Source organism: Haloferax sp. Atlit-109R (assembly GCF_003665865.1).
Taxonomy (GTDB): domain Archaea; phylum Halobacteriota; class Halobacteria; order Halobacteriales; family Haloferacaceae; genus Haloferax; species Haloferax volcanii.
The window spans coordinates 343,927-363,368 of the sequence record NZ_QPLO01000001.1 but is presented as its reverse complement, the minus strand read 5'-3'; the positions used below and the strand labels follow the sequence as shown (position 1 = coordinate 363,368).

At 66.7% G+C, this 19,442-nt stretch carries 18 protein-coding genes; 5 read left to right on the top strand and 13 right to left on the bottom strand.

Annotated elements, in window-relative coordinates:
- Window positions 1–11: 11 nt before the first annotated feature.
- From DVK03_RS01905 to ahaH, 10 genes are all read right to left on the bottom strand, one after another.
- Entirely contained in the window at window positions 12–719 is a 708-nt protein-coding gene (locus tag DVK03_RS01905) for a V-type ATP synthase subunit D (RefSeq protein WP_004044604.1), read from the bottom strand.
- A gap of 198 nt (window positions 720–917) precedes the next feature.
- On the bottom strand, window positions 918–2,894 hold the full coding sequence (locus DVK03_RS01900) for a bacterio-opsin activator domain-containing protein (RefSeq protein WP_004065380.1): 1,977 nt from the start codon (window positions 2,892–2,894) through the stop codon (window positions 918–920).
- Between the two features lie 129 nt (window positions 2,895–3,023).
- On the bottom strand, window positions 3,024–4,430 hold the full coding sequence (locus DVK03_RS01895; protein ID WP_004065381.1) for an ATP synthase subunit B: 1,407 nt from the start codon (window positions 4,428–4,430) through the stop codon (window positions 3,024–3,026).
- 4 nt (window positions 4,431–4,434) lie between these two features.
- Window positions 4,435–6,195, bottom strand: a complete 1,761-nt coding sequence (locus DVK03_RS01890) for an ATP synthase subunit A (RefSeq protein WP_115802103.1) — start codon at window positions 6,193–6,195, stop codon at window positions 4,435–4,437.
- Between the two features lie 6 nt (window positions 6,196–6,201).
- On the bottom strand, window positions 6,202–6,522 hold the full coding sequence (locus DVK03_RS01885) for a V-type ATP synthase subunit F (protein WP_004044608.1): 321 nt from the start codon (window positions 6,520–6,522) through the stop codon (window positions 6,202–6,204).
- On the bottom strand, window positions 6,519–7,565 hold the full coding sequence (locus DVK03_RS01880; protein ID WP_115802102.1) for a V-type ATP synthase subunit C: 1,047 nt from the start codon (window positions 7,563–7,565) through the stop codon (window positions 6,519–6,521). The genes DVK03_RS01885 and DVK03_RS01880 overlap by 4 nt, the downstream gene beginning before the upstream one ends.
- Entirely contained in the window at window positions 7,562–8,146 is a 585-nt protein-coding gene (locus tag DVK03_RS01875; protein ID WP_004065384.1) for a V-type ATP synthase subunit E, read from the bottom strand. Before DVK03_RS01875 ends, DVK03_RS01880 begins: the two co-directional genes overlap by 4 nt.
- 21 nt (window positions 8,147–8,167) lie before the next feature.
- On the bottom strand, window positions 8,168–8,425 hold the full coding sequence (locus DVK03_RS01870) for a F0F1 ATP synthase subunit C (RefSeq protein ID WP_004044611.1): 258 nt from the start codon (window positions 8,423–8,425) through the stop codon (window positions 8,168–8,170).
- A 174-nt stretch (window positions 8,426–8,599) separates the two neighbouring features.
- The gene (locus DVK03_RS01865) at window positions 8,600–10,801 is read right to left on the bottom strand and encodes a V-type ATP synthase subunit I (protein WP_115802101.1); all 2,202 of its coding nucleotides are present in this window, start codon (window positions 10,799–10,801) and stop codon (window positions 8,600–8,602) included.
- Window positions 10,788–11,120 (bottom strand): ATP synthase archaeal subunit H, encoded by a 333-nt coding sequence (gene ahaH, locus DVK03_RS01860; protein ID WP_004044613.1) that lies wholly within the window; start codon window positions 11,118–11,120, stop codon window positions 10,788–10,790. The genes DVK03_RS01865 and ahaH overlap by 14 nt, the downstream gene beginning before the upstream one ends.
- A 154-nt stretch (window positions 11,121–11,274) precedes the next feature.
- Between ahaH and DVK03_RS01855 the strand changes: the two genes are divergently transcribed.
- Window positions 11,275–11,898 (top strand): methyltransferase domain-containing protein, encoded by a 624-nt coding sequence (locus tag DVK03_RS01855; protein ID WP_004044614.1) that lies wholly within the window; start codon window positions 11,275–11,277, stop codon window positions 11,896–11,898.
- 66 nt (window positions 11,899–11,964) lie between these two features.
- On the opposite strand, the gene DVK03_RS01850 is transcribed toward DVK03_RS01855, so the two are convergent.
- Together DVK03_RS01850 and DVK03_RS01845 are read right to left on the bottom strand one after the other, a co-directional pair.
- Window positions 11,965–12,447 carry a type IV pilin gene (locus DVK03_RS01850; protein WP_115802100.1) on the bottom strand — a complete coding sequence of 161 codons (483 nt, stop codon included), beginning with the start codon at window positions 12,445–12,447 and terminating at the stop codon, window positions 11,965–11,967.
- Window positions 12,448–12,486: 39 nt separating this feature from the next.
- Entirely contained in the window at window positions 12,487–13,878 is a 1,392-nt protein-coding gene (locus tag DVK03_RS01845; protein ID WP_115802099.1) for a hypothetical protein, read from the bottom strand.
- 146 nt (window positions 13,879–14,024) lie between these two features.
- Between DVK03_RS01845 and DVK03_RS01840 the strand changes: the two genes are divergently transcribed.
- The 4 genes from DVK03_RS01840 (at window position 14,025) to DVK03_RS01825 (ending at window position 18,172) form a co-directional block, all read left to right on the top strand.
- Complete coding sequence (locus DVK03_RS01840; RefSeq protein ID WP_115802098.1) at window positions 14,025–15,209, top strand: hypothetical protein; 1,185 nt, start codon at window positions 14,025–14,027, stop codon at window positions 15,207–15,209.
- Between the two features lie 69 nt (window positions 15,210–15,278).
- Window positions 15,279–16,076, top strand: coding sequence for an electron transfer flavoprotein subunit beta/FixA family protein (locus DVK03_RS01835; RefSeq protein ID WP_004044618.1), 798 nt, complete (start codon window positions 15,279–15,281; stop codon window positions 16,074–16,076).
- Complete coding sequence (locus tag DVK03_RS01830; RefSeq protein WP_115802097.1) at window positions 16,073–17,026, top strand: electron transfer flavoprotein subunit alpha/FixB family protein; 954 nt, start codon at window positions 16,073–16,075, stop codon at window positions 17,024–17,026. The genes DVK03_RS01835 and DVK03_RS01830 overlap by 4 nt, the downstream gene beginning before the upstream one ends.
- A gap of 303 nt (window positions 17,027–17,329) precedes the next feature.
- Window positions 17,330–18,172, top strand: a complete 843-nt coding sequence (locus DVK03_RS01825; protein ID WP_004065397.1) for a polyprenyl synthetase family protein — start codon at window positions 17,330–17,332, stop codon at window positions 18,170–18,172.
- Between the two features lie 39 nt (window positions 18,173–18,211).
- Here the strand turns inward: DVK03_RS01825 and DVK03_RS01820 are convergent, their stop codons facing one another.
- A complete protein-coding gene (locus DVK03_RS01820) occupies window positions 18,212–19,345 on the bottom strand; it encodes a DUF373 family protein (protein ID WP_004044621.1) in 1,134 nt (377 codons plus the stop codon).
- Between the last annotated feature and the right edge of the window lie 97 nt (window positions 19,346–19,442).

Genomic DNA, 19,442 nt, shown 5'->3' with positions numbered 1-19,442 from the left:
AGGCGGCCCCGTCAGTCTGCGGTCGCCGCTTCCGCGTCTGCGTCCGCGTCGGCTTCGGCCGCCGCCTTCTCCGCGGCGCGTTCTTCCTTTTCTTCTTCTTCCTTCTTCGCCTTGATTTTCTTCAGGCGGAAAATCTCCTCGCGCTCCTGTTCTTCGAGCTTCTGCTCGATGTACTCCTGGTTCTCGTACAGCTCCGGGAGCAGTTTGAATTCGAGCGCGTTGACGCGGCGCTTCGTCGTCTCGATCTCTTCGAGCATCTTCTTCATCGCCGTCTCGACCTCCGCCGCGAGGATGATGGATTCGAGGAGTTCCTCGTAGGCGTCCGCGGCCTCGTCGATGCGGGCCGAGGAGCCGAGGAGTCCGTAGCCGCGCTGGTCGAGGCTCTTTTTCACGCGCGAGGACTCGATCTGCGGGACGACGACACCCATGATGTTCTTCGACTGCGTCGTGATTTCGGGGTACTCCTTCAGCGCGGAGGCCGCGCCGCGGACCGCCACGTCGCCCTCCATGGCGCGGGCCATGTTGATCTTGTTCTGCGCGCGCTCGTAGTCCTGATTGAGGTTGGCCCGCACGTCCTGGGCCTGGTCGAGGATGTCCATGAACTCCATGATGAGCCCGTCACGCTTCTGTTCGAGCGTGTCGTGGCCCCGCTCGGAGAGTTCGATGCGATCTTCGATCGCCATCAAGTTCTTGCGGGTCGGCTTGACGTCTTCGGCCATCGTTGCCGGGGGTTGTTCGCCTGGGGTGTTAATCTTTTACTGTCTGGCCGGCCGGACCGGGCGAAATCGGGCGTGCTTGGAAGTGTCACGTCCGCAGGTCGAGACCGCGATTCAGTCCGCAGGTCGCCACGGGTGCTGAAGTCGGCGCACCGGAGGCGGTAGCCGTTGAGCGACCGTCAAAAAACCGGAGCCGCCCGACTAGTATGGGTCGCTGTCGAAAAATCGGGAGATGAGTTTGCGCTCCGCGGCGTGCAGGTGCTGGTGGAACGTCGCCCGCGAGACGCCCATCGTCTCCGCGAGTTCCTCGCCGGTGACGGCGTGGGGCCACTCGAAGTAGCCGCCGAGGTAGGCGAGTTGGAGGGCCGACTGCTGTCGGTCGGTGAAGTCGTCGGTGACGCTCGCGACGAACTCGCGGCGCGCCTCCGGCGGTTCCGACCGGTTCGTGACGGAGCGGAGTTCGGCGTTCGCCGCGACCGTCTGCAAGTCGTCGAGGAGCGCCCGGCCCGCCACGCGGTCGGAAATGATGACCGTGAGCCGACAGCCGAGGCGGTCTACTTCGAGGTCGACGAGCCGCCCACCCGCGTCGGCGACGAGGTGAAGGAGCGACCCGTCGTCGAAGGTGAGCTCGTAGAGTTCCGCGTCGTCGCCGCGGGGGAGAACGTCGACGCTTCGAAGGCCGTCGAGGTCGGTGTCGGCTTCCTCGAACTCGGTCGCGGGGTGCGTCGAGACGAACAGACTCACGGTCCCGTCGTCGTGTTGGGCCGAACCGCGATACGAGAGTTCGCAGTCGCCCGCGACGGCGAGTCGGACCAACGGCTGGCTCTCGTCGCGCACGTCGAGTTCGAGTTCGAGCCGCTCGTCGGACAGCAGTGACCGCCGGCTCTCGAAGGCGTCGATGGCCGCGCCGACGGCCCGCCCGAGTGTCCCGAACACCACTCGGACCTGGTCGTCGAGTTCCGCGACGTCGGTGTAGACCGTCAGGACGCCGTAGAGCGTCCCGCTGTGGACCAACGGGACCGCGATGACGGAGTCGAACGGGACGAGCGTCTCGGCGTGGACGCTGCCGTCGCCGACGGCCGCCGACTGGACGGCCCGCGTCTCCGCGGCGCGAGCGGTGGGATCGTCGGGATTCGACCGGCTGATTTCGAGGCCGTCGAGGAACTCCGTGTCCGTTCCGGCCCGCTCGTTTGGAACGATGACCGCCGGCGAGAGGTCGCAGTGGCCGACCCACGCGCAGTCGAACGACCCCGCGGCGGTGACGCGGTCGCAGACGGCCGCTTCGAGTTCCTGTCTGCTCTCGGCGCGGACGAGCGCGCTCGTCACGTCCGCCAACAGCCCCTCGATGTGCTCGACGAGCGTCTGGAGGCGCGCGCGCTCCTCGTCGACTCTGGCGGCGTAGCGCTCGGCGGCCGCCTCCGCGCGCACGCGCTCGGTGATGTCCGTCTGGAAGCCGACGTAGTGCGTCACCTCGCCGTCCGGCCCGCTCAGCGGCGCGACGTCGACCCGATTCCAGAACGTCTCGCCGTTCGCGCGGTAGTTCAGCAGTTCGACCGACGCCGACTCCTCGGCCTCGATGGCGCGGCGGAGTGCGGCGACTCGCTCGGGGTCAGTGTTCGGCCCCTGAAGATACCGGCAGTTCCGCCCCAACGCCGCGTCGGCCGAGTAGCCGGTCATCGTCTCGAACGCCTCGTTGACGTAGACGAGCGGTCGGTCGGGCAGCGAGCAGTCCGCGACGGTGATGCCGACCGGAGCCTCGTCTATCGCCTGTTCTTTCAGGTCCTCCGTAATCTTGCTCGCGGCCGCCGCGCCGCGGCGACGCCACGCGACGGCGCTTTCGACCCGTTCTGGAAGCCGTTCGAAGAGGTTCGAGTCGACGACCGGGACCACGTCGGCCGCGCCCGCGTCGCGGGCGGTCGCCGCCGAGAGGTCGCCGTCGGGCGGGACGACGACGACCAGCGGGACCGCGAGCGCACCGTGGACCGCGTTCACGTGGGCGAGGCGGTCGGTTCCGAGCACGACGCAGTCGACCGATTCGGCCTCGGCGCGCCGGCCGGCCGCGTCGACCGAGGGGGCGACCGACACCGAAAGCGGCGAGAGCACGTCCACGAGTCGCTCCCGGTCGACGGCGGGACCGACGACCGCGAGGACGCGGGTGGGAGACGAGGTGGCGTCCATGCGGAGTCGTCGTGGCCGAGACGTAAGGAAGTTCTCGCGGGCGACGCGCGGCCGCGCGGCTCGGGAGGCGAGTGGCGCGAATAGAAGAGGAGAATCGAACCGAGGGACGAACGCGGCGTTCGCCGCGGTCTAGGCTTCCGCTTCGACCGACTCGGCGTCGTCTTCGTAGTAGTCCTCGATGAGCTCTTCGTCGATACGGTTGAGCTCGGACTTCGGAAGCGTCGACAGGAGGTCCCAGCCGATGTCGAGGGTGTCCTCGATGGACCGGTCCGTGTCGAAGCCCTGATTGACGAACTCGGCTTCGAAGCGCTCTGCGAAGTCGAGGTACTTGTTGTCGCGCTCCGACAGCGCCTCGCGACCGACGATGTTCACGAGGTCGCGCAGGTCTTCACCCTCCGCGTACGCCGCGTACATCTGGTCGGACACGTCGGCGTGGTCCTCGCGGGTGAGGCCCTCGCCGATACCGTCGTCCATGAGACGCGACAGGGACGGAAGCGGGTTGATCGGCGGGCGGATGCCCTGCGAGTTGAGGTCGCGGTCGATGTAGATCTGCCCTTCCGTGATGTAGCCGGTCAGGTCGGGAATCGGGTGCGTGTCGTCGTCACCCGGCATGGTGAGGATGGGAATCTGCGTGACAGACCCCTCGCGGCCCTCGATGCGACCCGCACGCTCGTAGAGCTGTGCGAGGTCGGTGTACATGTAACCCGGGTAGCCACGGCGACCGGGGACCTCTTCGCGAGCCGCGCCGATTTCGCGGAGCGCCTCGCAGTAGTTGGTCATGTCGGTCAGGATGACGAGGACGTGGTAGTCCTTGTCGAACGCGAGGTACTCGGCGGTCGTCAGCGCGAGTCGCGGCGTGACCGTCCGCTCGACCGCGGGGTCGTCCGCGAGGTTCGTGAAGACGACGGAGCGCTCGAGTGCGCCCGTGCGCTCGAAGTCCTCCATGAACTCGTTGGCCTCTTCCTGCGTGATACCCATCGCGCCGAAGACAACTGCGAACTCCGAGTCTTCGCCGCTGTCTTCGTCCTCGGGCACCGTCGCCTGACGGGCGATCTGGAGCGCGAGGTCGTTGTGGGGAAGCCCCGACGCGGAGAAGATGGGGAGCTTCTGGCCGCGGACGAGGGTGTTCATGCCGTCGATGGCGGAGACGCCGGTCTGGATGAACTCCTCGGGGTACTCGCGGGAGTAGGGGTTGATTGCCGCGCCGACGATGTCCCGACGCTCGTCGGGGACGATCTCGGGGCCGCCGTCGATGGGCTGGCCGGACCCGTCGAGCACGCGCCCGAGGAGGTCCTCGGTCACGGGCATCTTGAGGGTCTCGCCGAGGAACTTGACGGACGCGTTCCTGTCGATACCGGTCGTGCCTTCGAACACCTGAATCGCGACGAGGCCCTCGGAGGATTCGAGGACCTGTCCGCGCTTGGTCTCGCCTTGGGGCGTCTCGATTTCGACGATTTCGTCGTAACCGATCGGCTCGTCGACCTCGGCGAACACCAGCGGGCCGCTGATTTCGGTGATGGTCTGGTATTCCTTCATGGTCTCAGTACAGCTCGCGGAGCTGCTCGGTGATCTCTGCTTTGAGGTCCTCGATGTACGCCTCCCAGTCTTCCTGCACACCGATGCGGTTCAGCCGGGGAGCCGCCTCGATGGCCTGAATCTCTTCGACGGGGACGCCGGCTTCGAGCGCCTTGAACGCCTCGTCGTTGAACGTGTGGATGGCGGTGAGGATTCCGTACGTCTTCTCGGGGGAGCAGTACGTGTCCGTCGGGTGGAACGCGTTCTGCTGGAGGTACGCCTCGCGGAGGTAGCGAGCGATTTCGAGGGTCAGCTGCTGGTCCTCCGGGAGGGCGTCCTTACCGACGAGCTGAACGATTTCCTGCAGTTCGTTCTCCTCGTCGAGCACGTCGACGGCCCACTGGCGCTCTTCTGCCCAGTCGTCCTCGACGTTCTCGACGAACCACGGGTCGAGCTGCTCTTGGTAGAGCGAGTACGACTCGTTCCAGTTGATGGCCGGGAAGTGACGGCGCTCTGCGAGGTCCGCGTCGAGCGCCCAGAACGTCTTGACGATACGCAGGGTATTCTGCGTGACCGGCTCGGAGAAGTCGCCGCCCGGCGGCGAAACCGCGCCGATGACGGAGACGGAGCCTTCCTCGCCGTTGACGGTCGTGAAGTAGCCGGCGCGCTCGTAGAACTCGGAGAGACGCGCGGCGAGGTACGCGGGGTACCCCTCTTCGCCGGGCATCTCTTCGAGGCGCGACGAAATCTCGCGCATGGCCTCTGCCCACCGAGAGGTGGAGTCGGCCATGAGCGCAACGTCGTATCCCATGTCGCGGTAGTACTCCGCGATGGTGATGCCGGTGTAGATACAGGACTCGCGGGCCGCCACGGGCATGTTGGACGTGTTCGCGATGAGGCACGTCCGAGCCATGAGCGGGTTACCCGTCTTCGGGTCGTCGAGTTCCGGGAAGTCCTCGATAACCTCGGTCATCTCGTTACCGCGCTCGCCGCAGCCGACGTAGACGACGATGTCCGCGTCGGCCCACTTGGCGAGCTGGTGCTGCGTGACCGTCTTCCCGGAGCCGAACGGCCCCGGAATCGCGGCCGTTCCACCCTTCGCGATGGGGAACAGGCCGTCGAGGATGCGCTGCCCCGAGACGAGCGGTTCGCGCGGGGTCTTCTTCTCCGCGGCGGGGCGAGCCTGACGCACCGGCCACTCCTGGTGCATCGTAATCTCCTCGCCGTTGTCGAGTTCGACGACCGTCTCGGTGACGGAGAACTCGCCTTCCTCGACGGCGACGACCTCGCCGCCCTCGAAGTCCGGCGGGACCATGACCTTGTGCTCGATGGTCACGGTCTCGGGGACCGTCCCGACGACGTCGCCGGGGGCGACCTCGTCGCCCTCGGAGACGGTGGGTTCGAACTCCCACTTCTCGTCGAGGTCGATACCCGGCGCGTCGACACCGCGGTCGAGGAACGCCGAGTTCATCTTCGACTCCAGCACGTCCAGCGGACGCTGGACGCCGTCGTAGATGGCGTCCATCATCCCCGGACCGAGGTCGACGGTCAGCGGTTCGCCCGTACTCTCGACGGGTTCGCCGGGACCGACGCCGGAGGTCTCTTCGTACACCTGAATAGTCGTGAGGTCGCCCTCGATTTCGATGACCTCGCCCATCAGCCCTTCGTCGCCGACGTAGACGACGTCGTTCATGCGGGCGTCGAGGCCACGGGCGGTCACGACCGGACCACTCACGCTTGCGATGACACCGTCCTCGCGAACGGAATCTTGTGTTGCCTGACTCATGTTTGGTTATTCGTCCATCAGATCGATACCGATTGCTCTCTTGATCTGGTCACGGAGGCCACTCGCGCCGCCGGAGCCGCCGAGCGTCACGAGCGTCGGCTCGATGCTGCGCTCGACCGACTGCCGGGCGTTACGCGAGAGGTGGTCGAGGTCGTCTTCGTGCATCACGATGATGCCGACGTCCTCGTCCTCCAGCGTCCGCGTCACGGCCTCGTCGAGTTCGTCGTCCTTCGCTTCGTCCGGGACGTTCTCGAACTTGCGGACGCCCGCAAGCCGAAAGCCCGTGGTGAAGTCCGGACTGCCGATAACTGCGATTTCCTGGCTCATAGGATGACCAGCTCCGCTTCTATTGCATCGGGGTCCAGCCCGGCTTCGCGGCCGCGGGCGATGGCCCGGATGTTGTCGACCTCGCGCTCCTTGGCGAGGATGTACGAGACGATTGGCGTGACAGAAAGCGGGAACACGTAACCGAGCGTGTCCGCGTACTCCAAGAGCGCCGCGTCGAGGGCGCGCTCGAAGCCGATGAGGCTGTCTGCCGCTTCGAGGTCCGAAAGGGCCGCCGAGAGGCGGTCGCCGTATCGGCTGTCACGAATTTTCGACACCAGCTCGTCCGGGCTGGTCGCCAGCGACGCGAGCTCCGTCGCGCGGAACAGCGTGCCGCCCTCGATGAAGTAGTCGACGGGGTCGAGGTCGGCACCGCTGCGAGCGATGCGGAGCGCGTTGCGGGCGTTTCGGAAGTCGATTTCGGCTTCGAGGAACTCGCGGTACTGCTTTGCCTCTTCGCCGACGACCAGGTCGTCGAGCAACTGCTCGTAGAAGGCGCGGTCGACCGCGTTCTCCAGCGGGACGAGGACGCCGACTTCCTCGTACTCCTCGTAGGCGGCCGCGAGGCCGTCACCGAAGATGGTGCCGGAGAGGACGCTGACGACCTCTTCTATCTCGCCCGCGTCGAGCAGTCGCGAGATGAGGCGGTCGTCGAACTCGCCGGCGCGGATGAGGTCGGATTCGACCTCCTCGCGGGACGCACCGGAGTAGAGACCGCGGATAACCGTCTTCACGTTCCACGCGTCGAACTTGCGGAGATACCGCGCGATGAGGTCGTAGAGGCGGCCGTCTGCCCAGTCGAGGATATCGTTGAACTGCTTCGCCAGATTCTGGTTCAGCGCGTACTCGATGAGGTCGACGCCGGAAAAACGGCTGCCCAGCGCGTTGACCTCGGTCTCGTACTCCGATTCCTCCATGAACCGAGCGATTTCGGCCGGTCCCATGCGGACCAGTTTGCGGTACTCCTCGTCGCCGAACAGGGCACTACGTCGCGCTCGAACGCGAGCGATGACGTATTCGGGATTCGAGCCGCCGGTAGTGCTCATTGGTCGTCGAACAGTCGCGCACTCACTTCCTTCAGGTTGTCCTCCCAGACCGTGTCGAGGACCGAGTCGAAGGTGTTGTTCACCCGGACGCGCGAGTTCGACCCCTCGACCACGACGCCACCGAGGCAGTCGCGCTCGCCGGCGAACTCGTAGCCGTCGTAGTCTTCGAGGATGCTCGAAAGCAGCTCCTCGTCGTCGGCGCGGCCGTAGACGGAGACTTCGTCTGCGTCTTCGAACTCGACCGCCGCCGCGTCGAGCAGCGAGCGGGTGAGCTCTTCGCGACGGTCGCCTTCCAGCTCGGCGAGCTCGCGTTCGACCTGCTCGCGGACGCGCTGGAGCACGTCTCGACGGGCGCCGAGTCGGGCCTGCTTGGCTTCGAGCTTCGCGCTGGAGAGCGCCTGTTCGCGCTCCCGTTCGAGCTGTTGCTCGACGTCCGCCTTCCGCGATTCGAGGAGCTCTTCGGCGTCGGCCTCGGCCTCGGCGACGATCTCGTCTGCCTGTTCCTGGCCGTCCTGCCTGATGTCCTCTGCGCGTGCGCGGGCTTCGTCTCGGATGTCCTCAACGACGTTGTCCAAACTCATAATGGGAAAGAGAGGGGGTGCTTAGGCCGCGAAGACAACGACCAGTGCGAGGATGACGAGGGTCTCGGGGAGAACCGTGAGGACCAGCCCGTTGACGAAGAGGTCGTCGTCTTCCGCGATGGCACCCATCGCGGCGGAGCCGATGCCACGCTCCGCATAGCCTGCGGCGAAGGCGGCGATACCGACGGAGAGGGCCGCCGCGGCGTCGGCGGTGATAGCGGGCGAGGAAGCGGCTTCACTCTGCAGTGCAGTCATGAGGGGTTCGATTGCTTCAATCATTGTGTGTTCCTGAGTACCGGATTGTCGTCTCCGAACGTCCGTATGTGCTGTTAGCCGTATCATAAAGGTTCCCAAAACGTCTGGAGCGGTCTGCCTACGGCGGCGGAATCGTCGTCATTGCAAAAAGCAGTCGCTCCGAGCGGACAAAAGTCAAAAAAGAATCGACGATGAGGGTTAGTCTTCGGTCGTGAACTCGCGGTCGTAGCCGAACGGGTTGTACGCGCGGCCGCCGCCCTCGAAGAACTTGTTGAAGAACTCGACGTACTCGAGACGCACGGCCTGCAAGCCGGCGCTCGTGACGCCGAGCGCGAGGACGACCAGGTGACCGACGACGAGGACGAGCAGTCCGCCCACGACGCCCGCGGCACCCGTGTGGAAGATGCCGCCGAACAGAATCTCGGTCACTTCGTGGCCGTGATAGCTCACCGTTCCTGCCGCTTCGAGTGCAGCAGCGTCGGGCATTCCGCCGAGCCCGAAGTGCCAGCCGCCGTGGTCGTCGACGTACACGCCGAAGACGAGCAGGTTGACGGCGAACGCCATCGACGCCTTCGCGATGAGGACCGCGCCGAGACGCGTGTACGACAGGACGTTCGAAAGCGGGGCGGCGAACTCGACGAGTTCGGCCAGTTCGGCCGTCCCGAGCAGCCCCGCGCCGAGGAAGTACAGCCCGAGGCCGATCCAGCCGACGGTGAACGAGAAGCCGGAGAAGCCGAGCGGGATGAGCCCGTCGGCCGCGAACGTGGTGAACAGGAACTCCGGCGGGACGCCACCGAGCGCGTCGCTGAAGATCCAGACCCACAGGCCGTTCAGCATGAGGATCCACGAACCGCTTTCGAGGACCGCCTCCTTCGCGCCGTGGAGTTCGTAGTTCTCGAAGAAGTCGAGAATGTACCCCACGTTGATGTGGAAGATACCGACGGCGACGCTCACGGTGAGCCAACCGAGGGCCCACTCAGAGGTGGCCGGCGACAGCCCCTTCTCGATGGGCGGGTGCGACAGCCCGAGCATTCCTTCCCAGAAGTACTGGGTGATGAGGTGGAAGCCGAATATCTCGCCGTAGAGGATGCCGAACAACGTCGTGAACAGCCCCGCAGCGATGGTGACGCCACCCATGCTCTTGAGCGCACCGTCCTCGAACTTCGAGTAGAGGAAAAAGCCGATGGCGGTGTAGATGACACCGTACCCGAAGTCACCGATCATGAACCCGAAGAACGTCGGGAACGTCAGGAACAGGATGATGGTCGGGTCGAGCTCGTGGTAGTTCGGGCGGTTGACCGCCTGCACGAGGATTTCGAACGGCTTGACAGCGCCGCTGTTCTTCTGGACGACCGGCGGGTCGTCGTTGGACATCGAGACCGTTCCGCCGTCGGTAACGGCGGCCGTGCCGCCGGTCTCGGTGACGTCCTCTCGCGCGTGGTCGTGTCCGTCACGCGAGAACTCGGCGCGTTCGAGCTCCTCGACGGCGACGTGCTCGCCGACCTCGTCTTTGAGCGTGCCCGCGAACGTGTTGTAGCGCTCCGTCGGAATCCAGCCCTCGGCGACGAAGGCGTTCTCCGTCGTCGCGAACGAAAGCGGCGCTTCCGTCTTCTGGACGTCGATTGCGAGTCGCTCTTCGGCGGCGAGGAGGAACTCGCCCTCCTCGACGGCGATGTCGTGGAGCTCGGATTCGACGGTCTCGAGCTTCGACTCGATTTCGCGCTTCTGCTGTTCGAGGCTGCGGATGTGCTCTTCGGGGCTTCCCGAGGCGTCCGGGACTTCGAGCGTGGCGAACTCGACGCCGACCAGCGCGTCGGCGAGCGCCATCTCGTCGGCACCGTCGACCGGCCGACCGAAGACGGCGTGCGTGCGCTCGCCCGAGAAGATCTCGTAGGCGCTGATGTCGTCGGCGTCGACGACGGCGCGCTCGACGGGCTCGACCTTCCCCTGTCCGACGACGACCTGCAGGGTGTCGTACCCCGAAAGCAGGTCGAGGTCGAGTCCGAGGTCGACGAACGGCTCCATCGCGTCGATTTCTTCGTCCACCGCGCGGAGCTCGTTTTCGAGCTCGGAGCGGCGGTCGTCCAGTTCATTGACTTCGGCTCGAATCTCTTCGAGGGGCTCGCCGAGCGCGTCGTCGGGGACGATGCGCTGCCGGCCGGAGTCGGTGTCTTCGACCCCGAGGATGCTTTTGAGCGAGCGGACGGTGACGAGCTTGTCGGACGCGCTCTCGGCGCCCTCGATGGGCGACCCCGTCTCGAATCCGAACTCCTCCTGCCACGAGCCGTCGTATTCGGTGACGTGCAGCAGTCGGAGGTCGTGGACGGTCTCGATGACCTCGGGCATGACGCCCTTGGAACCGGTCACCGAGACCTTGCTCATCTGCTCAGGTCTGAGCATCCACCGCCTCCTCGAATTTGCCGATGGCGAACTCGACCGCGTCGTCGATGTGGTCTTCCGCCTCGGCAACCAGTTCGTCGCGGGCGTCCTCGCCTTCTTCGAGGATGCGTTCCCGCTCCGTCTCTATGTCCGCGCGTCCCTCCTGAAGACGCTCGGATTCGAGCTCTGCGGCCTCTTCTTCGGCCTCGGAGCGAATCTCATCGGCTTCCTCACGCGCCTCCGCGACGAGCTCCTCACGTTCGGCCTCGGCCTCTTCAACGATGTCGTCGGCCTCCTGCTCGGCCGTTTTGATTCGTTCGAGAACCTCTTGTCTCGGCATACTCGTATCACAGGAACGTTGCACAAGCGCTGTATAAGGTGTTTGCGGAAAGTCTGTGACAGACGCTCGGGAAACGCGGCGATTTTCCCCCCCGAACGCCGACCGGCGCGGCGAATCCGCACCGTTATCATCGGCGAGTTCTAATCCCGGCGCGATGGGAGTCCTCGAAAACAAAGCGCGGGCCCGCCTGTTCTACAAGTACCTCTCGAAGGTGTACGACCGGGTGAACCCGTTCATCTGGAACGAGGAGATGCGCGACGAGGCGCTGGAGATGCTCGACATCCAGCAGGGCGACCGCGTCCTCGACGTGGGCTGTGGCACCGGCTTCGGAACCGAGGGACTGCTCCGCTACACCGACGACGTCCACGGCCTCGACCAGAGCATCCACCAGATGCAGAAGGCGTGGGAGAAGTTCGGCAAGCACGACGAGGTCCGGTTCTACCGCGGGGACGCCGAGCGGCTCCCCTTCGCTGAGGACTCGTTCGACGTTATCTGGTCGTCCGGCTCCATCGAGTACTGGCCGAACCCGGTCACCGCGCTCGAAGAGTTCCGCCGGGTGGTGAAACCGGGGAGCAAGGTGCTCGTCGTCGGCCCCGACGACCCGAAATCCGGCGTCTTCCAGAAGCTTGCGGACGCCATCATGCTGTTTTACGACGAGGAGGAGGCCGACCGGATGTTCGAGGCCGCCGGCTTCGTCGACATCGAACACCACATCCTCCAACGCCAGCCGGGGAGCCCGCGGGCTATCGTCACCATCGCGCGCGCACCCGAGGAATAATCGCTGACCGCCGCGGTCGACGCGGCCGCTCGTGTTCGTCGCTGTCAGCGCATCGTCGCGACCGACTCACGACGCTGTCGCTTCGAGCGCCGCGACCGGCGTGTCGCCGTCGAAGACGCGGACGGTCACCGTCGCACCCGGCTCGATAGTCGGGTCGTTCGTCCCCGCGAGTTCGAGGGTCGCCGTCTCACCGACGGTCCACCGGGGGTCGGCCGCGGCGTTGAACGGGCCGGTTGGGCCGGGCCGGAACCCGCTGGCCGAGAAGAACGGCACGGGCGGTTGGTGCGCGAGCGACTCACCGTCCACCGAGATACGAACCGCGAGCGAGTCCACGTCGAGCGGCGCGCCACCCTCGTGAGTCAGCGACAGCGTGTCACCAGAGACCCCGAGCGACAGCGCCGTGGGTCGAGTCGGCGTCGGCGAGGCGTCGGCCGCGTCGAACGCCGCCGCGCCGACAGCGGCCGCGACGACGACCACGAGACCGATGAGGAGCACGCTCCCGATGAGTACTGACGAGCCGCGGGTCGAGCGGCGGAACTGACGAGGCATCGAGACGGGGTGGTCCCGTCATGGGATAAGAAGCTCCGGTCAGCCGACCGTCGGAGAACCGACCGTTGGCGAGTCGCCGGGTGCGCCCTGCGGGACCGTCCGGGAGGGGCCGGGCGACTCGGTCGATTCGGTCGGCGTCGACGTGACCGTCGGGGACGTGTCGTTTTCCGTGTCGGTTGGGTTCGCGGCGAGGGTGGGCGTGGGCGTCGGATCGGCCGTGAGCACGACCGCCGAGTTGCCCTTGATGACCGTGACGGTGTAGGGCGCTGACGGCGAGACGGTCCAGAGCGTCCCGTCGGAGCCGGTGTGACCCAACAGCGTGCTCTCCTGGCTGGCTTCGAGTCCAATCGTGACGTTCGCGTCGACCGGGTCGCCCGTCTCGCTTTCGTTCAACTGGATGCGGAGCGGTCCGCCGGGGTAGGTCCGGTCGACGGTGAGCGCCAGCCCGTCTCTGACCCCGGTGGCGGTGGCGGTGGTCGAAATCGACCTGAGGGGACGCGTCTGGGACTCCTTGAACACGCGTCCGCTTCCGGTGTCAACGTACGCCGTCAACTGCCCGTAGTTGTAGTTGATTCGCACGCGGTGGCTGTCGCCGGCACTGATGACGTTGGTCCCGTTCTGTGCGGTGCGGCTGGAGTAGATGGTCGGGTAGTTCTCCGCGACGATGTCGAGCGCCTCCTCGTAGGTGACCGTGCGCTGGTCGCGGTCGCGGAGGTCCGCGCGGTAGGCCTCGCGGACGTACTCGCCGTCGGCGACGACGCTGAGGACGACCCCGGTCTCGCTCGTCCGCACGGAGAACCGCGCGGCGTCGGCCTCGCCGGTCATGACCGCGACCGCGTGCGTCCGAACGGGGCCGGTGAACGTGTCGAGTTCGCGTTCGAGCGCCGCGAGCCGCCCGGAGCTAATCGAGAAGTCCGACGTTCGGCTCGTGACGTCACGGAGGGCGACGCGCCGCTCGTTGAGCGCCCGCGCCTCGGCGTCGATTCGCGCGAGTTCGATGAGGAGCTCTCGCGCGGTGAGGTTGTCGTCGTTGAACCGTTCGATGACGGAGCGCTGTGCGCTCTGGAGCGCGATTGCGCGCTGCTCGATGCCGTTTAGCTCGTCGAGGATGAGCTGTTGTCGGGTGCTGTCGTCGCTCGCGGCCTCGATGCGCTCGAGAGACGCCCCCGTCTGAATCCGCCCGCCGGCCCTGAGCGCGGAGAAGTCGAGAGAGGGACCGAGGTCGACGTGGTGGGCTTCGACCGTCGACCGGACCAGCTCCGACGACGGGATATCGAGGACGTGAATCGTCTCGTTGGACGGCGACTCGACCTGTGCGTGGGTCGCCCCATCGAGCGCCGACGAGTGGGACGAGCCGTCGGTCGGACCGACCGCGCCGAGCACCGGCGACGCCACGAGGAGCATGACGACGACGAGTGGGAGGGCCTTCATCGCCGTGAGGGTACACGGGGGCAGTACTAAAATGACCCTCTTGCTGCTGTCGACGACGGCGACGGCGGGGGCGTCTCTCGACGGCGTCTGACGCTGTTGAATCGATGGAAAGCGTTTTCATCGCCGGACGAAACGGATTTACGTATATGCGGAGCGCCGCCCTCATCGTTGCCCTCCTCACCATCGTCGCCGGCGTCGCAGTCCCAGTGACGGCCACGGACGTGGCCGCGGCCGGCACGCAGAGCGCGGACGCGGTCGCCGGCGTTCCCGACACCGATGTCATCGATTCGAGCGCGGACGCGGACGAGACAGCGACGCTCGCGAAGCTCGGTCGCGGACCGCTCGCCGCCCAACAGACGACGCTCGAACGGTCACCGGAGACGGAAATCTCGATTCAACTACGCGCTGATCGCTCCGCGAACTGGCGGGTCGAGACGCGCTACGAGCTCGAGACGCAAAACGAGACCGCGGCGTTCGAGGAGTTCGCACGGGAGTACGAGCAGGGAACCGCCGACGCCGGTCCCGACGCGGCGTTCTTCGAACGCGTCAGTCAGACGGCCGCCGAGCAGACCGGCCGGTCGATGGCGGTTCAGAACGCGACGACGAGAGGCTACGTCGAAAACGAGACCGGCGTCCTCGTGTTGACGTTCACTTGGACCAACTTCCTCGAACAGACCGACGAGGGACTGCGTCTCGGTGACGCCTTGTCGGCCGATGACGACGGGACGTGGCTCACGTCGCTTCGGTCGAATCAGAACCTCACGATTCAGACGCCGCCGGGCTACGCCGTCAGCGACACGAACCTGCCGCTCGAAAACAACGCCCTCGTCGTCGAGGGACCACGGACTTTCGAATCGATTGACCAGTTGACCGTGACGTACGTCTCGACGGGCCCGGAACAGACGATTCCATGGACGCTCGTCGGCGGCGGCGCGGTCGTCCTCGCGGTGCTCGTGGCCGGCGTCGTCCTGTTCACGCGGCGGCGGCCGAGCGGGGCGGAGCCGGCCGGGGCGTCGGTGAGCTCCGAACCGCGACAGGAGCCGACGCCGGAGCCGACCGACGAGTCCGCACCGGACGACGACGACGGTGAGGAGCACGACGAGGTCGACGTCGACCTCGACCTGCTTTCGGACGAGGAGCGGGTCGAACTCCTCTTGGAACGGAACGGCGGGCGGATGAAGCAGGCGAACATCGTCAAGGAGACCGGCTGGTCCGACGCCAAGGTCTCACAGCTCCTGTCGGCGATGGCCGACGAGGAGCGCGTCGAGAAGCTGCGTCTCGGCCGCGAGAACCTCATCTCGCTGCCCGACGAGGACGAAGACGAGGAGTAATCGGGCGACGGCGTCGCGGACGGCCGCGGTGCGAAAACGTTTATTCGCCCCGGTCGGTAGTGAACGTTGATGAAAATTCTCGTAACCGTCAAGGAGGTAGCCGAGGTCGAAGAGGACTTCGAACTCGACGGGCTCCGCGTGGCGGACCAGTACCTCGACTACGACCTCAACGAGTGGGACGAGTACGCGGTCGAGGAAGCCGTCCAAATCGCCGAGGAGAGCGACGACGACGTGGAGGTCGTCGCCGTCACCATCGGCCCCGAGCGGTCGGAAGAGACCATCCGCATGGCGCTCGCCAAGGGCGTCGACCGCGCGGTCCGCGTGTGGGACGACGCGCTCGACGGCGTGGACCTGCTCGACGTGGCCGCGAAGACGCGCCTCCTCTCGGCGGTCGTCGAAGACGAGGACCCCGACCTCGTCCTGACGGGCGTGCAGGCCAACGACGACAGCTTCGGCGCGACCGGCGTCTCGCTCGCCTCGGCAATCGGCTTCGAGTGGGCCGCGGTCGTGAACGCCCTCGACCTCGACGCCGACGGCGGCGTGGCGAACGTCCGTCGCGAACTCGAAGGCGGCGTGGAGGAACTCACCGAGGTCGACCTCCCCGCGGTCCTCACCATCCAGACCGGCATCAACGAGCCGCGCTACGCCAGCCTGCGCGGGATTCGACAGGCCCAGTCGAAGGAAATCAAGCCGCTCGCGCTCTCCGACCTCGGCCTCGACGCCGCGGCGGTCGAATCCGACCTCGTCCTGACCGACGTGTACGAGCCGGAGACAGAGTCCGACGCGACCTACTTCGAGGGTGACGCCGGGGAGCAGGCCGCCGACCTTGCGACCGTCCTCCGGGAAAAGGGGGTGGGCGCGCAATGAGCGACGTGCTCGCCGTCGTCGAGCACCGCCGCGGAAGCCTCCGCGACGTGTCGTTCGAACTCGTGACGGCCGGGAGCGACCTCGTCAGCGACACCGGCGGTGACCTCCACCTCGCGGTCATCGGCGGCGACGTGGACGCCTTCGCCGGGGAGCTCTCGCTCGCCGGCGTGGACGCGATTCACACCGTCGCCGAGGGCGACGAGTTCAACCACGACGTGTCCGTGCAGGCTGTCGAAGCCCTCTACGAGGAACTCGACCCCACGTACGTCCTCATGGGCAACACGGTCAACGGCCTGGACTACGCTCCCGCGGTCGCAGAGCGTCTCGGCCTCCCGCTCGTGACCGACGCCATCGGCCTGGAGAACGACGGCGGTCTCGTCGTCACCCGCGAGATGTACGCCTCGAAGGTCGAATCGACCGTGGAAGTCGACGCCGACCGCGCCGCGGTCACCGTCCGCCCGGGCGAGTGGGACGCCACCGAGGAGCCGGGCGAGCCCGCCATCGAGGCGTTCTCGTTCGTCCTCGACGAGTCTCGCGTGCGCTCGCGCGTGACCGGGTTCGAGGAAGTCGGCAGCGGCGACGTGGACATCGCCGACGCCGACGTACTCGTCTCCGTCGGCCGCGGCATCGAAGAGGAAGAGAACATCGAACTCGTACAGGAGCTCGCCGACGCGCTCGGCGCGACGCTGTCGTCGTCGCGGCCCATCGTCGACAACGGCTGGCTCCCGAAGGACCGGCAGGTCGGCCAGTCCGGGAAGGTCGTCACGCCGAAGTTCTACATCGCAGTCGGCATCTCCGGCGCGGTCCAGCACGTCGCCGGGATGAAGGGCGCAGAGAACATCGTCGCCATCAACACCGACCCCGACGCGCCCATCTTCGATATCGCTGACTACGGTATCGTCGGCGACCTCTTCGACGTGGTGCCGGAGCTCATCGAGCAGTTCGAATAGAACCTTTTGCGCTGCGGGCGGCCTGAGGCCGCCCTCGGCAAAAGCTTCACCAAAAACGCTCCTCACTCACTCCAGCGCGGCAGGTCGCGCTTCCGTTCGCTCGTCGGTCCGTTCGCTCGGGTGCCCCCTCGCTCACGGCACAGGGCAGCGTGAGAGAACGTGAAACGCCCAGCGTGAGAGAACGTGAAAGGGCACACAATCTCGACCTCGCTGACGGGTCAGGAACCGCCGACGGCGACCGCCTCCGCGCTCGGTTTTCGGAAATCCGGTACGTACTTCCCTACCCAACCCTACGAACCGACAATGGAATACCTGGAGCGCCGGGTCACGATGGTAAACGACCGCCTCGAGGAGGTCGTCTCGGCGGTCGAGCCGTCGGAGCTCGCCGACCAACTCGACCACGTCGCTCTCGCGGGGGGCAAGCGCGTCCGCCCCGCCGTGACCATCCTCGCCTGCGAGGCCGTCGGTGGCACCCCCGAAGACGCCGTCGACTTCGCGGTCGGCGTCGAACTCGTCCACAACGCCTCGCTCGTCGTCGACGACATCATCGACCGGTCCGACATCCGCCGCGGCACGCCGAGCGCGTGGGCCGAGTACGGCTACGGCCCGGCCATCATCGCCTCCGACGGCCTGCTCGGCGAGGCGTTCGCCCTCCTGTCGTCGTCCGACCGCGCCACCCGCATCGTCGCCGAATCGATGGTCGAACTCGGTGAGGGCGAGGCGACCGAACTGGTCGCGGTCCCCTCGAACGAAGCCGAATATATGCAGCTCGCCCATCGCAAGACGGGCGCGCTGTTCCGCGCTGCGGCCGAACTCGGTGCAGTCGCCGCGGGCGGTGACGCCCACGTCGTCGAGGCGTTCGGTGACTACGCGGCCCGCGTCGGCGTCGCCTTCCAAATCCGCGACGACGTGCTCGACGCCACCGCGGACGCCGAGGAACTCGGGAAACCCACGGGACAGGACGCCGAGATGGGCCGGCCGTCGCTCGTGCAGGTGACTGACCTGACCCCCGAGGAAGCGAACCGCCGGGCCCGCAAGCAGGCCGACGAGGCGCTGTCGGCGCTGGACGACTCGGGCGTCGACGACTCGGAGCCGCTGGAGTATCTCCGCGACCTCGCGGAGTTCGTCATCGTCCGCGAGAGCTGAGGAGTCGAGAGGAAACACAGTCGGCGGGGGGAACGCCGATTACGCCGGTTGCTCGTTTTCGCCGTCGGAGCCGGTCGGGTAGCGCGACTCCGCCACCGCGAACGTGAGCGTGCTCAGCACGCCGAGGAGCGTGCCGACCGTGAGCGCGACGGCGAGCCCGGGGAGGTAGAACGTCTGGACGCCGACGACGCCCTCGGGGAGGAAAAACCCCGAGAGCGCGTACAGTACGATGGCGATGGCGAGCACGTAGAACGGCGCGTTGAGATAGCGCCACTTGAAGCGGTCGTGGAGGTACTCGTCCGTCACCTGCCCGAGGCTGCTGGTGATGCCGGCGGCGGCGAACCACTCGACCGCGCCGTGGACGAGCGTGGCGAGGACGAGCCCCGCCGGGGGGTCGCCCGCGACGCTCTCCGAGACGGTTTCGAGGAGTTCGACCCCGCGGACGCCGCCGACGACGAGGAGCGCCGCGGCGGCGACGTAGGTGATGATGGTGACGCGGCCGGCGTAGAGGACGTTCCGGGCGCGGTCGGCCGCCTCGTCGACCGCTGATTCGAGGCCGAGGCCCCGGAACAGCGTGTACAGGCCGAGCAGCGCCGAGATGAGGCCGAGAACGACCGCGCCCGGAACGTCGAAGAAGCTGGCGATGGTGACGAAGGGGTAGATGAGAAGCAGGATGCCGAGCGGGACGAGGATGGTCCCGCGGGTCTCGGGGTCGGCGAGCACCTGCTTCATCGTGTAGTACATCGATTCGAGGTTCTGGGCCTGCCTGACGACGACCCGGCGAACCCCGTCGATGGGGACGCGCGAGCGGATGACCGGCAGGACCGACTCGTCCTGCGCGCCGTCGGTGATGACGATGGCGTGGACGGGCTCGCCGGTCGAGAGGCTCGCGAGGACGGTGTCTATCTCGTCGCCGATGGCGCGGTTCGCCTTCACGTCGCTGCCTTCCAACCCGGTGACCGCCGCGACTTCGACCTCCTCGTCCTCCGATTCGAGGAGTTCGTCGTGGACCTGAATGCCCTGAAAGAGGACGTTCACGTCGGAGTCCTCCGGGTCCGCGGTGGCCAGCGCCACCGCGGCGTCCTCGACGCGCTGTCGGCCGACGACGGGCGTCGACAGACCCGTCTTGCGGCCGAGGTCGTCGTCGAGGTCGACACAGAGGACCAAGAGCATCGTTGACTCCTATGCCACGGGGATATATCTGCTTTCGGGGGAGCGGTCGCGGTGGCGCGGTCCGTCGGTCTCACCGAGCGAGCGGTCGACCTCGGGC

Bases quoted from the DNA above. Each gene is read 5' to 3' on its own strand.
- DVK03_RS01905 (WP_004044604.1), bottom strand. From the start codon at position 719: ATGGCCGAAGACGTCAAGCCGACCCGCAAGAACTTGATGGCGATCGAA.
- DVK03_RS01900 (WP_004065380.1), bottom strand. From the start codon at position 2,894: ATGGACGCCACCTCGTCTCCCACCCGCGTCCTCGCGGTCGTCGGTCCC.
- DVK03_RS01895 (WP_004065381.1), bottom strand. From the start codon at position 4,430: ATGAAGGAATACCAGACCATCACCGAAATCAGCGGCCCGCTGGTGTTC.
- DVK03_RS01890 (WP_115802103.1), bottom strand. From the start codon at position 6,195: ATGAGTCAGGCAACACAAGATTCCGTTCGCGAGGACGGTGTCATCGCA.
- DVK03_RS01885 (WP_004044608.1), bottom strand. From the start codon at position 6,522: ATGAGCCAGGAAATCGCAGTTATCGGCAGTCCGGACTTCACCACGGGC.
- DVK03_RS01880 (WP_115802102.1), bottom strand. From the start codon at position 7,565: ATGAGCACTACCGGCGGCTCGAATCCCGAATACGTCATCGCTCGCGTT.
- DVK03_RS01875 (WP_004065384.1), bottom strand. From the start codon at position 8,146: ATGAGTTTGGACAACGTCGTTGAGGACATCCGAGACGAAGCCCGCGCA.
- DVK03_RS01870 (WP_004044611.1), bottom strand. From the start codon at position 8,425: ATGATTGAAGCAATCGAACCCCTCATGACTGCACTGCAGAGTGAAGCC.
- DVK03_RS01865 (WP_115802101.1), bottom strand. From the start codon at position 10,801: ATGCTCAGACCTGAGCAGATGAGCAAGGTCTCGGTGACCGGTTCCAAG.
- ahaH (WP_004044613.1), bottom strand. From the start codon at position 11,120: ATGCCGAGACAAGAGGTTCTCGAACGAATCAAAACGGCCGAGCAGGAG.
- DVK03_RS01855 (WP_004044614.1), top strand. From the start codon at position 11,275: ATGGGAGTCCTCGAAAACAAAGCGCGGGCCCGCCTGTTCTACAAGTAC.
- DVK03_RS01850 (WP_115802100.1), bottom strand. From the start codon at position 12,447: ATGCCTCGTCAGTTCCGCCGCTCGACCCGCGGCTCGTCAGTACTCATC.
- DVK03_RS01845 (WP_115802099.1), bottom strand. From the start codon at position 13,878: ATGAAGGCCCTCCCACTCGTCGTCGTCATGCTCCTCGTGGCGTCGCCG.
- DVK03_RS01840 (WP_115802098.1), top strand. From the start codon at position 14,025: ATGCGGAGCGCCGCCCTCATCGTTGCCCTCCTCACCATCGTCGCCGGC.
- DVK03_RS01835 (WP_004044618.1), top strand. From the start codon at position 15,279: ATGAAAATTCTCGTAACCGTCAAGGAGGTAGCCGAGGTCGAAGAGGAC.
- DVK03_RS01830 (WP_115802097.1), top strand. From the start codon at position 16,073: ATGAGCGACGTGCTCGCCGTCGTCGAGCACCGCCGCGGAAGCCTCCGC.
- DVK03_RS01825 (WP_004065397.1), top strand. From the start codon at position 17,330: ATGGAATACCTGGAGCGCCGGGTCACGATGGTAAACGACCGCCTCGAG.
- DVK03_RS01820 (WP_004044621.1), bottom strand. From the start codon at position 19,345: ATGCTCTTGGTCCTCTGTGTCGACCTCGACGACGACCTCGGCCGCAAG.